Source organism: Kitasatospora nipponensis (assembly GCF_039528135.1).
GTDB lineage: Bacteria > Actinomycetota > Actinomycetes > Streptomycetales > Streptomycetaceae > Kitasatospora > Kitasatospora nipponensis.
Window position 1 is genome coordinate 1 of sequence record NZ_BAAALF010000210.1, and the last position, 13,239, is coordinate 13,239.

Below are 13,239 nucleotides of genomic sequence, written 5' to 3' on the forward strand. Positions count from 1 at the left end.
GAGGAGGTCGGCTCGTCGAAGGCGATCACCTTCGCCTCACCGGTCAGCGCCCGCAGGATCTCCACCAACTGGCGCTGGGCGGGAGTGAGCTGCGAGCCCAGCAGGTCCGGGTCCAGGACCCGGGAGAAACCCAGCCGGTCCAGGTCGGCGGTGATCCGCCGGCGCAGTTCCGCCCGGTCCAGCCGGCGCCCCGCTCCACGGGGCAGCGCGCCGGCGTAGACGTTCTCGGCGACCGAGACGTGCGGAATGATCTCCGGCTCCTGCGGGATGATCCGGATGCCCAGGGCCCGGGCTCTGGCCGGCGAGTGCAGCGTCACCTCGGCGCCGTCCAGCAGGACCCCGCCCTCGGTGGGCTGGTGGTCACCGGTGAGGATCTTCAGCAGGGTCGACTTGCCGGCCCCGTTCTCCCCCATCAGCGCGGTGACCTGTCCGGCCGGGAAGTCCAGGGTCACCCCGCCCAGCGCCCGGACCTCGCCGAAGCGCTTTCCCAGGCCTTGGACGCCGGCTCCCGCCGTTGTCGTCTTGGTCGTCACAGTCAGTTCCTCCGGTCGCTCGGCTCACCCAGCTCGCGCAGCTCGATCAGCTGCACTGGAGGCCGGAGGCCTGCCAGTTGGAGGCGTCCACCATGCTGGTCGGCGCGAAGGCCTCCTGCGGGAAGTCCTTGCCGTTCTTCAGCTTGTCGACCATGGTCTGCACCGCCAGGGCGCCCACGTCGCTGCCGTTGATGAAGAGCGCGGCCTTCATGCCGGTCGGCTGGCTGCTGCCCCAGTCCTTGCAGGCCAGGTACGCGCCCAGGCCCACGCCGATCACGTTGTCGGCGCTCACGCCCGCGTTCGCCAGCGCGGTGATGCCGCCCTGCACGTTCTCGTCATTGCAGCCCCAGATCACCCAGTGCTTGACGTTCGGGTTGGCCGTGATCGTCGCGGCGACCTTGTCCTGCGCACCGGTGGGGGTGTTGTCGGTGGCCACGTCGATGTTCTGCACGGCGGCGCCGGCGCCCTCGGCGAAGGAGGACTTGGCGGCCTTCACGCGGTCACCGCAGACCGTCACGTCCTGCTTCCAGGCGGAGATGGTGCGGGTGTCGGCGGCGCTCCAGCCGGCCTTCTTGTACTCGTCGGCGGCACGCTTGCCGACCTGGGCGCCCATCTGGTCGCCGGAGAAGCCGATCCGCGGCACCAGGGCGGACTTGTCACAGGAGGCCGGGGCCGGGCCGGTGGCACAGACCTGGTCGTCCGAGGTGAGCAGGGCCACCTTGGCGTCCTTGGCGGTCTGCACGACCTGGGGACCCACTGCGGGGTCCGGAACCACGATGATGAGACCCTGGCTCTTCTGGGCGATCGCGGACTGCACGTCGCTGATCGTCTGGTTCGCGTCGTTGCCCAGGTTGACGACCTTCAGGTCGACGCCGAGCTGCGCGGCCTTGGCCTTGGCGCCCGCGGCCTCGCCGATGAAGTACTGCTGGTCGCCCTGCTTCTGCAGGTAGGTGATGGAGATCTTTCCGCTGACCGTGGCGACATCGCCGCCGCCGGCCTTGGTGGTCTGCTGACCGGTCGAGCAGGCCGTCAGGCCCAGGGTGACGAGCAGTCCGACGGTGGCGGCTGCGGTACGGCGGCGGTTGCGCGCGGTGGTCATGGTGCGGAGGCTCCTTCGGCTCACAATCAATCAGAACCAAACAGGTTCGAACGTGATGAGCCATATGAGACCCCTTCTCACCACACGCGTCAAGGGGTTTCGCACAGATCCGCACAGGTCGCAATGCAACTGTTGCCGGATCGTGCGGAGACGGAACGGTGTCCCCGGGACGAACGGCGGAAAACGGAGAAAGCGGTGGCGGTGCACCCCCCGACCGGGTGCACCGCCACCGCCGTTCCTCACCTCAGTGAGCCGCCGTCCAGAGAGGTTCCTCCTGGTCAGCAGGCTCCGAGGTCGTTCCAGACGCCCCACGCACCGCTCGCGGTGGGGTCGTCACCCTTGGTCCACCACTTGTTGCTGTAGTAGTGGCCCTTCCAGGACACCTTGGTGCCGGTCGTCGCGTAGGTCGCACCCGCGTCCCAGGCCGGTGCCGCGGAGCAACTCCCACCGGTGGGGGTGGGGGTCGGCGTGGGGGTGGGAGTCGGAGTAGGCGTCGGCGTCGGGGTAGGAGTGGGAGTCGGCGTCGGCGTGGGAGTCGGCGTCGGGGTAGGAGTCGGCGTGGGCCTGGGCGTAGGAGTAGGAGTCGAGCCGCCCGTCGAGCCGCGGGTGAGGTCCCCCGCCAGCCCGTACAGCGTCCCGGCCACGTTCACCGTCCAGTTCGACGGCGTCGAGGTCGGCAGGTAGTAGACGAAGTCCACGTCCACCGAGGCGCCCGGCGCCAGCGACTGCCAGCTCGGCAGCTTCAGCGAGACCCGGTTGTAGGTCCCCTTCAACCCGCCCACGTTCCCCGGACCCGGGTTGTCCTGGCGGATCACCGCCGAGTTGAAGCCCGACTGGTCGTGCGCGTTGCCCGGCGCCGAGTTGCTGTAGTCGAACTGGAACTCGGTCCCGCCCGGCAGCGTCAGGGTCGAGTTGTTGACGATGTGGATCTTCGGGTTGATCGGGTAGTTGTTGTCACCCAGCGCGAACTTGGTGTACGACACGTCGATCGGCAGGGTCTGCGCGGGCAGCGCGACCGTCGAGCGGGTGGCGCCGTAGGGCGTGGCCGACCTGAACTTGTTGTAGAGGTCCGTGGTCAGCGTGGAGCCCGCCACGTACTCGCCCTTGCCGCCGTTGGCGGCCGGGTCGAAGGTGTAGTCGCCCGCCAGCTCCCAGATCATCGCGCCGCCGGCACCCTGGTTGATCAGGTAGTCCGCCTTGGCGTTCACCGACTGCTCGTCCTCGGTGGAGAGGAAGACCTTCTTGGTGGCGTTCCACAGCCACGGCGCCACCAGCGAGGAGCTGTAGTTGCGGCTGTAGCTGCCGGTCAGCGCGGTGTCCTTGAGCCCGTACTTCGCCAGGTAGTCCGGCAGGATCCCGTTCTGCAGGTTCATCGCGTGCCACATCGGGTTGGAGCCGGCCGGTGCCTCCTTGCCGTTGGTGTCCAGGTCGTGCCAGAGGTTGTCGATGCCCACCGCGCCGTCGCCGCAGGCGGTCAGCCCCGAGCCCGCCGGACAGCTGGTGCTGGCGGCGGTCCCCCACAGCCCGTTGGTGCCACCGGTCACGTTCTCGAACCCGCGGGTGTAGTAGGGCAGTCCGACATTGATCCGGCCGGCCGGCATCGCGCCGCGGAAGTAGTGGTAGGCCCAGTCGGCGTTCAGGTAACCGATCCCGCCGTACTGCGAAGTCCCGTACACGTTGGCGGACTTGAGCTCGGCGTCGGTGCCGTCGTCGTAGAGCGAGGCGTTCGGGCCGACGTACTGGTTCCAGGCACCGTGCAGGTCGTAGGACATGATGTTGACGTAGTCCAGGTACTGCGTCACCTGGAAGGTCTCCATGCCGCGCAGCAGGTAACCCGAGGACGGCGCGGCCACCGAGAGCAGGTAGTACCTGCCGTCCGCCGCGCTGGCCACGTCGAGCTTCTGCCGCACGGTCTTCAGCAGGGCCGCGTACCCCTGCATCAGCGAGCCGCGCTTGGCGTTCGCGGTGGTCCAGTCCAGCGGGTTGCCCGCGTTGTTCATCGAGGTCGGGTACTCGTAGTCGAGGTCGACGCCGTTGAAGCCGTACTTCTCGACGAACGCCACCGCCGAGTCCGCGAAGGTGTTGATCCCGGCCTGGTTGACGCTGCCGTCGGCGTTGACCGTCATCCCGTAGAAGCCACCCGAGTTCACCCGGGTGCCCGAGTCGTCGAAGTAGCCGCCGGTCTCGGCCCAACCGCCCACCGAGACCATGGTCTTGACGTTCGGATACTGCTTCTTGAACTTGCTCAGCAGGTTGAAGTGCCCCTGGTACGGCAGCGTCGGGTCCATCTCGGCCCCGGCGACCCCGGGGAAGGTCATCCCGGTCGCCGCGTTGTTCGGCCCGTCGGTCCCCACCGAGATCCGGTTGTCGCCCCCCACGTGCGCGAACGCGTAGTTGAGGTGCGTCACCTTGTCCCACGGGATGTTGTTCACCAGGTAGGCGGGCGTGCCGTCCTTGCCCGTGCGCCAGCCCGTGAAGTACCCGATGACGCGACGCTGGTGGTCCGCGCCCATCTTCTCCCGGCCGGCGCCGTCGTAGACGTCGCAGTACGGCACGTCCACCCCGGGCGTGGTGTACATCCCGTCCGGACGGCACGACTGGTTGTCGACGGCCGGCGCCGCGGCCGACGCCTGCGAGGGCGCCACCCCCAGCGTGGCCAGCAGCAGCCCGGCGAGCGCCGCGGCAGCGGTGGCGGCGAACGCGGTGCGCCGCCCGGGGCCTGACCGACCGACAGATCGGCGGGCGGAAGACGGACGGCCGGCAGCGGTGGGACGCTGCGCCGCCTCGTTGCGGATCAACACTCGGTCCTCCAGGAGAGAGTGTCGGGTGCGCACTTGTGGGGAGCGCGCGCGTGGGGGTGCGTGGACAGCCCGCAGATGGCGCGCGTCCTACCGACCGGCGACCACCGTGCAGATTGGCGCCGAACTTATGTGGTCCAGACCACAGAGGTCAATAGGTCTGTACCAATTACCTGTCAACACCCCGCGCTCGACTGCCGTGATTCTCATCACCGTCTCATCCGATCCGCAGCGCCCCTCAGTGCCCTGACCAGCACTCAGAGAACCCCTGGCGGCGCCAGCCAGCGCATCGCCTGTCCCGTGACGCCCGCGATGGTGTCGTAGTCCCGGTCGTAGTGCAGCACCTCGACGCCGTGCTCCTCGGCCGTCGCCGCCGTCAACAGGTCCGGCAGCGAGGCGCACCGGTGCTGCCCCTTCGCGGCCAGAAGCCGCTGCACCTCCAGCGCGCGGGCATGCGCGCGTTCCCCCAGCGGCAGCCAGGCCCACTGCGCCCGCAGGCGCTCGCGGATCCGCTCGTAGTCCTCCGGGCCACGGGCCGAGAAGAGGACTTCGTACTCGAGGACCGGACAGATCGCCACCAGCCCCGCCTCGAGGACCGGCGTCCAGATCTCACGCGCGGTCGGATGACCCAGCCTCGCGAACGCGCTCTTGTCCACGAGGTATCGCACTAGCGCCACGCCTGCCCCATCACCTCGGAGTCCAGCAGGTCCGCGTAGAGGCCGGCATCGAGGTCGGCGAGGAAGTCTGCCACCGCCACGGCCTTGCCGTGCCGTGCCACCACGTCCCGCAGCGCGGCGTTCACGGTGTCCTTCTTGGTGGCCGTTCCCAGCAGCTCGGCCGCCTTGGCCAAGGCCTCGTCGTCTATGTCGATCACGGTCTTGGGCATTGCACCCACCTCCAGGATATCCATGTCCCCATTCAAGGATATCCGTGTGACCTCCCATGGCAATCCTCCCCACGTTCACCCGATCGATGAGCAGACGACCGGAAGAACGGTGGTGACGGTGCCGCCCACCGCCCAGTAACATGGCGTGACCGATCGGCCTGCGGCCTTGGCGGAACGGGCAGTCGCGCTGGCTTTAGGTGCCAGTGAGGGAAACCTCGTGAGGGTTCGAATCCCTCAGGCCGCACCAGCCTTAGAATCGAAGGGCCGCCAGGAGAACTCCTCCTGGCGGCCCTTCGATGTTCCGGCGCCTTCTCACCCCAACAGTTCGCGCACCGCGCCCGCGAGGCCGCGGAAGGCCTCGCCGCGGTGGCTGATGGCGTTCTTCTCGTCGGCCGTCAGTTCGGCGCAGGTCCGGCTCTCGCCGAGCGGCTGGAGGATCGGGTCGTAGCCGAAGCCGCCCGCGCCGGACGGGGTGGTCCGCAGGGTGCCGCGCAGCCGGCCCTCGACGACCCGCTCGGTGCCGTCCGGCAGGGCCAGGGCGGCGGCGCAGGCGAAGTGCGCGGTGCGGTGCGGGTCGGCGATGTCGGAGAGCTGGGCGAGCAGCAGGTCCAGGTTGGCGCGGTCGTCGCCGTGCTTGCCGGCCCAGCGGGCGGAGAAGATGCCGGGGGCGCCGCCGAGCACGTCCACGCAGAGGCCGGAGTCGTCGGCGACGGCCGGCAGACCGGTGGCGCGGGCCAGCGCGTGCGCCTTGAGCAGGGCGTTCTCGGCGAAGGTGACGCCGGTCTCGGGCACGTCGGGGATCTCGGGGTAGGCGTCGGCGCCGACGAGTTCGACGTCGAGGCCGGCGGCGCCGAGGATGGCGCGCAGCTCGGTGACCTTGTGCTGGTTGCGGGTGGCGAGGACGAGGCGTCGGGAGGTGCTCATGGGTCCGCAGTATCCCAGCCCGGCCCGGCCGCGGTCAGCCCGGCGCCGCCGCGGTCAGCCCGTGCAGACCTTGGTGAGCTTGCCGGCCGCGTCGCCGAGCGGGCCCAGGTCGGGCACCTGCTTGGCGTCCACCGCCGTCTGCACCTTGTCCACCTGGCGCTGCAGGTCGGTGACGGCGTTGTCGACATCGGTACTGCCGGCGTTCTTGCCGAGCTTGTCGAGGTCGGCCTTGAGCTTGGCCAGCGCCCGGCCGGCCGCCGCCGGGTCGTTCTGCGAGTTGCCGTAGGCACTGTTCAGGTCGCCGAGGTCGCTGCCGACCCGGACCGCGGTGTTGCCGCAGTCCAGCGCCTTCTGCGCGGCGGAGCAGCTGATCGCGCTGAGTGGGAGGACGAGGATCAGTGCCGCGGCGGCCAGTGTGGCGGGGCGGGCGAAACTGTGTGGCATCGCGGTCCTCCGATGCGGTGGGTCCTTGGCCGAACCGTACGGTCTCGGTGGGCGGCCTGTACAGCCCGGGCGCGGCCGATCACCGTGCCCGGGCCCGGCTGGGACCTCTGGCGCCCACCGCGACGCGGACGGGTCGTCAGGCCTCCAGGGCCTTGCGCTGGATCTCGTCGAGCTCGGCGCAGCCGAGGGTGCCGAGGTCGAGCAGCTGGTCGAGCAGGGCGCGGTCGAACGGGGCGCCCTCGGCGGTGCCCTGGACCTCGACGAAGCGGCCGTCGGAGGTGCAGACGATGTTCATGTCGGTCTCGGCGCGCACGTCCTCCTCGTAGCGCAGGTCGAGCATCGGGACGCCGTCGATGATGCCGACGCTGACCGCGCTGACGCCGCCGGTGATGGGCTGGCCCTTCGCGCGCAGCAGCTTCTTCTCGCGGGCCCAGGAGACGGCGTCGACGAGCGCGACGTAGGCACCGGTGATGGCGGCGGTGCGGGTGCCGCCGTCGGCCTGCAGGACGTCGCAGTCCAGGACGATGGTGTTCTCGGCGAGGGCGCGGTGGTCGATCACGGCGCGCAGCGAGCGGCCGATCAGACGGCTGATCTCGTGGGTGCGGCCGCCGATCTTGCCGCGGACGGACTCGCGGTCGCCGCGGGTGTTGGTGGCGCGCGGCAGCATGGCGTACTCGGCGGTGACCCAGCCCTCGCCGCTGCCCTTGCGCCAGCGCGGGACGCCCTCGGTGACGCTGGCGGTGCACAGGACCCTGGTGTCGCCGTAGGAGACGAGGACGGAGCCCTCGGCGTGCTTGCTCCAGGCCCGTTCGATGGTGATCGGGCGGAGCTGGTCGGGGGTACGGCCGTCGATGCGTGACATAGCCAATGAGCGTAGTGGGTCCCGGCATACCGGACAGCCGGCCCCGGGGCACGGCCCGCACGAGCCGCCGTACGAGCCGCCCGCGCGGCGGTCCGCGCGGGCGGTCCGCAGCGGTGGCCACGGCGACGTCCGCAGTGGTGGCCCGGACCCGTCCGCACGTGCCGATGGCCCGTCACCGTGCTGCGGTGACGGGCCATCGGTGTCCGGGGGCGCCTGGGGCGCCGGGCCGAGCCGGTGGGGCTCAGCTCACATCATGTCCTCGATGTCGGCGGCGATCGGGTCCGCGTCGGTGCCGATGACCACCTGGATCGCGGTGCCCATCTTGACGACGCCGTGGGCACCGGCCGCCTTGAGCGCGGCCTCGTCGATGAGGGAGGGGTCCTTGACCTCGGTCCGCAGGCGGGTGATGCAGCCCTCGACCTCTTCGATGTTGTCGATACCGCCGAGACCGGCGACGATCTTCTCAGCCTTGGTGGCCATGGTCTTTCTCCCTCTGTCTCGGCGTTCCGGCGGTCGTGCCGGAGGCCGTCTCGCGGTGGTGCCGGGCGGCGGCGCCGAGTGACGCGGGCTCAGGCACCCGGTCGCGCACCGGCGCCAACAGCATCGCCCGGTTCGGTCCGTTCCGCCACGTTAGTGCACGTTTGGCGCAGTTCCGCGCGCGGGTGGTGGATCTTCCTCCCAGGATGACGGTGAGCGGGGCTCGGGTCCACGGCGCGTGCGGCGGCACTCCAACTGGTCTACACCAATCTCGGCGCACTTCCAAAAACGCGCGGCCGCCCGCAGGTGTTCCCCGCCCCCGCCCGCGCCCCGGGCCCGGGCTGCTCGGCCGGGTTCGCCGACAGCCCCGCGAAGGACGACGATGAGTTCGGCGAATGCCGCGATCCCGCAGAAGCAGTGGTGGCACACGTTCTACGGCGGTCTGCAGAAGATGGGGCGCTCGCTCCAGCTGCCGGTGGCGGTGCTCCCCGCGGCCGGCATCCTCAACCGGCTGGGCCAGCCGGACATCTTCGGACCGCAGGGCCGGATCGCCGACTGGCCCAACGTGGCGAAGGTCCTGGTGGGGGCCGGCGGGGCGCTGCTCAGCTCCTCGCTCGGCCTGCCGCTGCTCTTCTGCGTCGGCGTGGCGATCGGCATGGCCAAGAAGTCGGACGGCTCCACGGCACTGGCGGCGGTGGCCGGCTTCCTCGTGTACTACAACATCCTGCAGCAGTTCCCGGTGACGCCGCCGACCACGCCGCCGAGCTACCAGAACCCGGGGGTCTTCGGCGGCATCATGCTGGGGCTGCTGACCTCCTGGTTCTGGGTGCGCTTCCACCGAACCAGGCTGGTGGACTGGCTGGGCTTCTTCAACGGCCGCCGACTGGTCCCGATGATCATGGCCTTCGTCGGGGTGGCCTTCGCGGTGGCCTGCCTCTGGCTCTGGCCGCCGATCGGGCGGGCGCTGACCGACTTCAGCTCCTGGCTCACCGACCTGGGCTCGCTGGGCGCGGGCATCTTCGGCGTGGCCAACCGGGCGCTGCTGGTGATCGGCATGCACCAGTTCCTGAACACCTTCCTCTGGTTCCAGTACGGCAGCTACACCAACGCCCAGGGCCAGACCTTCAACGGCGACATCAACCGCTTCCTGGCCGGCGACCCGACCGCGGGGCAGTTCACCTCGGGCTTCTTCCCGATCATGATGTTCGCGCTGCCCGCGGCCGCGCTGGCCATCGCGCACTGCGCCAAGCCGCACCGGCGCAAGGAGGTGACGGGGCTGATGACCTCGGTCGCGCTGACCTCCTTCATGACCGGGGTGACCGAACCGATCGAGTACTCCTTCCTCTACGTGGCGCCGCTGCTCTACGTGGCGCACGCGCTGCTGACCGGCCTGTCGATGGGGGTGACCTGGGCGCTGGGCGTGCACGACGGGTTCAGCTTCTCGGCCGGCCTGATCGACTACCTGATCAACTGGGAACTGGCCACCAAGCCCTGGCTGATCATTCCGATCGGGCTCTGCTTCGCGGCGGTCTACTACGCGCTCTTCCGCTTCATGATCACCGCCTTCAACCTGATCACCCCCGGCCGCGAGCCGGACGACGAGGTGGTGGACGTCGCCGAGGACTGACGCGAGGATGGGGTGACACCTGCGGCGCGTGCGACTCACAGCGTGACACCTCCGCTCCGGCGGGCGATAACGGCGGGTAACGATGATCGTCAATCCTTAACAAGGTTTCGATTTCATAGCGCTTCTCACCTGCGGGGCTGTCCGGGGTTCCAAGCCCTCTCGGGCCGTGCTACAAAACTGGTCTACACCACTAGTGGTGTAGACCAGTTCGCGTACCAGATCCGGCCCGCACCCCGCCCGGTACGCCCTGAGGTGAGGAACCACCCCCATGAGTACGACTGCGAAGGCACCGGCGCCCGCAGCGGCCCCGTCGAAGAAGTTCGGCTCCGGCATCCTGCAGGGCCTGCAGAAGATCGGCCGCAGCCTCCAGCTTCCGATCGCCGTCCTGCCCGCGGCCGGCATCCTGCTGCGGCTGGGCCAGGCCGACGTCCAGGAGAAGCTGCACCTGCCGGCCAAGCTCGTCGCCACCTTCGCGGCGGCCGGCCACGCGGTCTTCGACAACCTGCCGCTGCTCTTCTGCGTCGGCATCGCCATCGGCTTCGCCAAGAAGGCCGACGGCTCCACCGCGCTGGCCGCCCTGGTCGGCTACCTGGTCTTCCACAACGTGCTGACGGTCTTCCCGATGGCCCACACGGTCACCGCGGCCAACCCGGCCGGCACGGCGCAGAACCCCGGCGTCCTGGGCGGCGTGGTCATCGGCCTCTTCTCGGCCGTGCTGTGGCAGCGGTACCACCGCACCAAGCTGCCCGACTGGCTCGGCTTCTTCAACGGCCGCCGGCTGGTCCCGCTCATCATGGCCTTCGTGGGCACCCTGGCCGGCATCGTCTTCGGCCTGGCCTGGGGCCCGGTCGGCTCGGCGCTGGACAGCTTCAGCAACTGGGCGATCGGCCTGGGCGCCGTCGGCTCCGGCATCTTCGGCCTGATCAACCGCGCGCTGCTGCCGGTCGGCATGCACCAGTTCGCCAACACCTTCTTCTGGCAGCAGGCCGGCACCTTCCACGACGCCTCCGGCAAGGTGTTCCAGGGTGACCTCAACCGCTTCTTCGGCGGCGACCCGAGCGCCGGCCAGTTCATGTCCGGCTTCTTCCCGGTGATGATGTTCGGCCTGCCCGCCGCCGCCCTGGCCATCGCGCACTGCGCCCGCCCCGAGCGCCGCAAGGCCGTCCTGGGCATGATGATGTCGCTGGCGCTGACCTCGTTCATGACCGGCATCACCGAGCCGATCGAGTTCGCCTTCCTCTTCATCGCCCCGGTGCTGTACGGCGTGCACGCGCTGCTCACCGCGCTGTCGATGATGGTCACCTGGGCGCTCGGCGTGCACGACGGCTTCACCTTCTCGGCCGGCGCGATCGACTACGTCTTCAACTGGCACTTCGCCACCAAGCCGTGGCTGATCATCCCGATCGGCCTGGTCTTCGCGGTGGTCTACTACGTGGTCTTCCGCTTCGCGATCACCAAGTTCAACCTCCCCACCCCGGGCCGTGAGCCCGAGGACGAGATCGAGGACGTCACCAAGGCGTGACCGCTCACCGCTGAGCGCACCCGCACCGGAGGAGAGCAGCCGGTGCGGAACGGGAGCAGGGCACCGGCCACCACGGCCGGTGCCCTGCTCCCGTTCTGCGTCCGTTCCGCGTCCGTTCCGCGTCCGTCCCGCCCGCGGGGCCCGCAGGCCCCACAGCGGCCGCCCGGACGGTGTCCGGGAGGCGTTCAGATCTCGTACACCGCCCCGGCCTTCGCCAGCTCCACCGGACCCGCGTAGGCGGCCTCGGCGTCGCGCAGGTTGCGCTGCGGATCGGTCCACGGCGGGATGTGCGTGAGCACCAGCCGCCGGGCCCCGGCGGCGGCGGCGTGCTCGCCCGCCTCGCGGCCGTTGAGGTGGACGGACCGGTAGGTCTCCTTGCCGTCCGTGTAGGCCGCCTCGCACAGGAAGAGGTCGCTCTCACGGGCCAGCTCGACCAGCTCCGGGCTCTCACCGGTGTCGCCGGAGTAGACCAGCGAGCGGCCCTGGTGCTCGATCCGGAAGGCGTAGGCCTCCACCGGGTGGTTGACCTGCACGGCGGTGACGGTCAGCGGACCGAGCGCGAAGGAGCCGGAGGTCAGCGTGCGGAAGTCGAAGACCTCGGTCATCCCGGGGTCCTCGGGCATGTCGTAGGCGCGCGCGAGCCGGCCGGGGGTGTCCCGCGGGCCGTAGACCGGCAGTTGCTCGGGGCAGCCCTCCTGGCGGTAGTTGCGGGCCACCCAGTAGGCGCAGAGGTCGATGCAGTGGTCCGCGTGCAGGTGGCTGAGCGCGATGGCGTCCACCTCGTACAGGCCGACGTGGTTCTGCAGGGCGCCGAGCGCGCCGTTGCCGAGGTCGATGACCAGGCGGAAGCCGTCGGCCTCGACCAGATAGCTGGAGCAGGGCGATTCGGGCGACGGGAAGCTCCCCGAGCACCCCACCACGGTCAGTTTCATCCCGAGCCCCTCCGCCGGATCCGGTCCGCGCGCACGCCGGTTACCACCGGGTACACCGGCGGGTAGGTGCAGCTTCGCGTGTCGAGAGTAAGGGCGGCGGGGCACTTTGCCCCCGTCCCCGTGCCGCGCTGTGGCTGGAATCACCAGAACGGGGCGGGCACCGCGAGCGCACTCGCCGGTCTTTTCGACCCGGTGGCGACCCGGTGGCCGCCCGGCGGCCACCGGGCGCCGGCTCAGCGGTGGCGGGGACGGTTGCGGGCCCACTCCCGGACGGTCTCGGCGTACCAGCGGGGATGACCGGCCGGATCGACGAAGTCCGGGTCGGGGAGCAGTCCGTGGCGACGGTAGTTGCGGACGGTGTCGGGCTGGACGCCGATGTGGCGGGCGATCTCGGCGTAGGACCACGCCTCGGTACTGTGCGGACTCATCTGGCGCCACCTCCGGGTTCCGAGGGCTCTCCTCGGGCCCCGCGCGGGCACGCGGGCGCGGCCAGCCTTTCCGGCGCGGTGGGCGGGCCGGGCGTGCGGCGGCGTCCGTCATCAACCCGTGACAGAGCGGCAGCAGCAAACGGATAAATGCCCAACTGTCACAGCCGGTACGGTCAGCACATGAATCACCTGCATACCACCGTGGCCCTGGTCGGTCTGGTCGTCCTGGTGGTGCTGGCCACCGCCGTGCGCACGGTCCTGCGCCTGCGCGACCGCCACCGGCACCCCGCCGGTCGTCCCGGCGGCCGGGTGGGCACGCCGTCGCGGACCGACCGCCGCACCGGCGTCCCGGCGCCGCGGGAGATCTGGTGGGCCGAGGTCCCCTTCGAGGACGGGCCCGGCGCCAAGGACCGGCCCTGCCTGGTGCTGCGGGTCCACGGGAACCAGGCCACCGTCGCGAAGATCACCAGCAAGCACCACGCCGAGCGCCCCGGCGTCCTCGCGCTGCCCCCGGGCACCGTCGCCGACCGCCAGGGGCGGGCCAGTTGGCTGGAGACGGACGAGCTGCGCGAGGTGCCGCTGCGCGACTTCCGCCGCCGGGTCGGCCCGCTGGACGCCGGCACCTGGGCCCGCGTGGAGCGCACCCGCGCCTAGGGCCCCCAGGGCCTCTCCGGCCCCAACGCGGACGGCACCCGCGGACGGTGTCG

Annotated in this window: 14 protein-coding genes and 1 tRNA gene; 4 read left to right on the plus strand and 11 right to left on the minus strand. The window is 70.4% G+C overall.

Annotation, left to right across the window (positions count from 1 at the left end; translation table 11 throughout):
- From ABD323_RS34835 to ABD323_RS34855, 5 genes are all read right to left on the minus strand, one after another.
- Positions 1-533: ATP-binding cassette domain-containing protein (locus tag ABD323_RS34835; protein WP_344446082.1), on the minus strand; the 533-nt coding region annotated here is incomplete at its 3' end.
- Positions 534-579: 46 nt separating this feature from the next.
- The gene (locus ABD323_RS34840; protein WP_344446083.1) at positions 580-1,632 is read right to left on the minus strand and encodes a substrate-binding domain-containing protein; all 1,053 of its coding nucleotides are present in this window, start codon (positions 1,630-1,632) and stop codon (positions 580-582) included.
- A gap of 278 nt (positions 1,633-1,910) precedes the next feature.
- The gene (locus ABD323_RS34845; protein WP_425556265.1) at positions 1,911-4,433 is read right to left on the minus strand and encodes a chitinase C-terminal domain-containing protein; all 2,523 of its coding nucleotides are present in this window, start codon (positions 4,431-4,433) and stop codon (positions 1,911-1,913) included.
- Between the two features lie 254 nt (positions 4,434-4,687).
- Entirely contained in the window at positions 4,688-5,107 is a 420-nt protein-coding gene (locus ABD323_RS34850; protein ID WP_344446084.1) for a PIN domain nuclease, read from the minus strand.
- A complete protein-coding gene (locus tag ABD323_RS34855; RefSeq protein WP_344446085.1) occupies positions 5,098-5,316 on the minus strand; it encodes a type II toxin-antitoxin system VapB family antitoxin in 219 nt (72 codons plus the stop codon). Before ABD323_RS34855 ends, ABD323_RS34850 begins: the two co-directional genes overlap by 10 nt.
- A 160-nt stretch (positions 5,317-5,476) precedes the next feature.
- Here ABD323_RS34855 and ABD323_RS34860 point away from each other — a divergent pair.
- Positions 5,477-5,563: transfer RNA gene (locus ABD323_RS34860), tRNA-Leu, on the plus strand.
- 65 nt (positions 5,564-5,628) lie between these two features.
- Here the strand turns inward: ABD323_RS34860 and rdgB are convergent.
- From rdgB to ABD323_RS34880, 4 genes are all read right to left on the minus strand, one after another.
- Positions 5,629-6,240, minus strand: coding sequence for an RdgB/HAM1 family non-canonical purine NTP pyrophosphatase (gene rdgB / locus ABD323_RS34865; protein WP_344446086.1), 612 nt, complete (start codon positions 6,238-6,240; stop codon positions 5,629-5,631).
- Between the two features lie 54 nt (positions 6,241-6,294).
- Positions 6,295-6,684 (minus strand): hypothetical protein, encoded by a 390-nt coding sequence (locus tag ABD323_RS34870; protein WP_344446087.1) that lies wholly within the window; start codon positions 6,682-6,684, stop codon positions 6,295-6,297.
- Positions 6,685-6,820: 136 nt separating this feature from the next.
- Positions 6,821-7,546 carry a ribonuclease PH gene (rph, locus tag ABD323_RS34875; RefSeq protein ID WP_344446088.1) on the minus strand — a complete coding sequence of 242 codons (726 nt, stop codon included), beginning with the start codon at positions 7,544-7,546 and terminating at the stop codon, positions 6,821-6,823.
- A gap of 246 nt (positions 7,547-7,792) precedes the next feature.
- Positions 7,793-8,026, minus strand: coding sequence for a PTS sugar transporter subunit IIB (locus ABD323_RS34880; protein ID WP_101381635.1), 234 nt, complete (start codon positions 8,024-8,026; stop codon positions 7,793-7,795).
- 379 nt (positions 8,027-8,405) lie between these two features.
- On the opposite strand from ABD323_RS34880, the gene ABD323_RS34885 reads away from it, so the two are divergent.
- A complete protein-coding gene (locus tag ABD323_RS34885; protein WP_344446089.1) occupies positions 8,406-9,650 on the plus strand; it encodes a PTS transporter subunit EIIC in 1,245 nt (414 codons plus the stop codon).
- Between the two features lie 268 nt (positions 9,651-9,918).
- Positions 9,919-11,172, plus strand: a complete 1,254-nt coding sequence (locus ABD323_RS34890; protein ID WP_344446090.1) for a PTS transporter subunit EIIC — start codon at positions 9,919-9,921, stop codon at positions 11,170-11,172.
- A gap of 185 nt (positions 11,173-11,357) precedes the next feature.
- Here the strand turns inward: ABD323_RS34890 and ABD323_RS34895 are convergent, their stop codons facing one another.
- The gene (locus tag ABD323_RS34895; RefSeq protein ID WP_344446091.1) at positions 11,358-12,104 is read right to left on the minus strand and encodes an MBL fold metallo-hydrolase; all 747 of its coding nucleotides are present in this window, start codon (positions 12,102-12,104) and stop codon (positions 11,358-11,360) included.
- A gap of 233 nt (positions 12,105-12,337) precedes the next feature.
- On the minus strand, positions 12,338-12,532 hold the full coding sequence (locus ABD323_RS34900) for a helix-turn-helix transcriptional regulator (RefSeq protein WP_344446092.1): 195 nt from the start codon (positions 12,530-12,532) through the stop codon (positions 12,338-12,340).
- 180 nt (positions 12,533-12,712) lie between these two features.
- On the opposite strand from ABD323_RS34900, the gene ABD323_RS34905 reads away from it, so the two are divergent.
- Positions 12,713-13,186 carry a type II toxin-antitoxin system PemK/MazF family toxin gene (locus ABD323_RS34905; RefSeq protein ID WP_425556266.1) on the plus strand — a complete coding sequence of 158 codons (474 nt, stop codon included), beginning with the start codon at positions 12,713-12,715 and terminating at the stop codon, positions 13,184-13,186.
- Positions 13,187-13,239 lie beyond the last annotated feature (53 nt).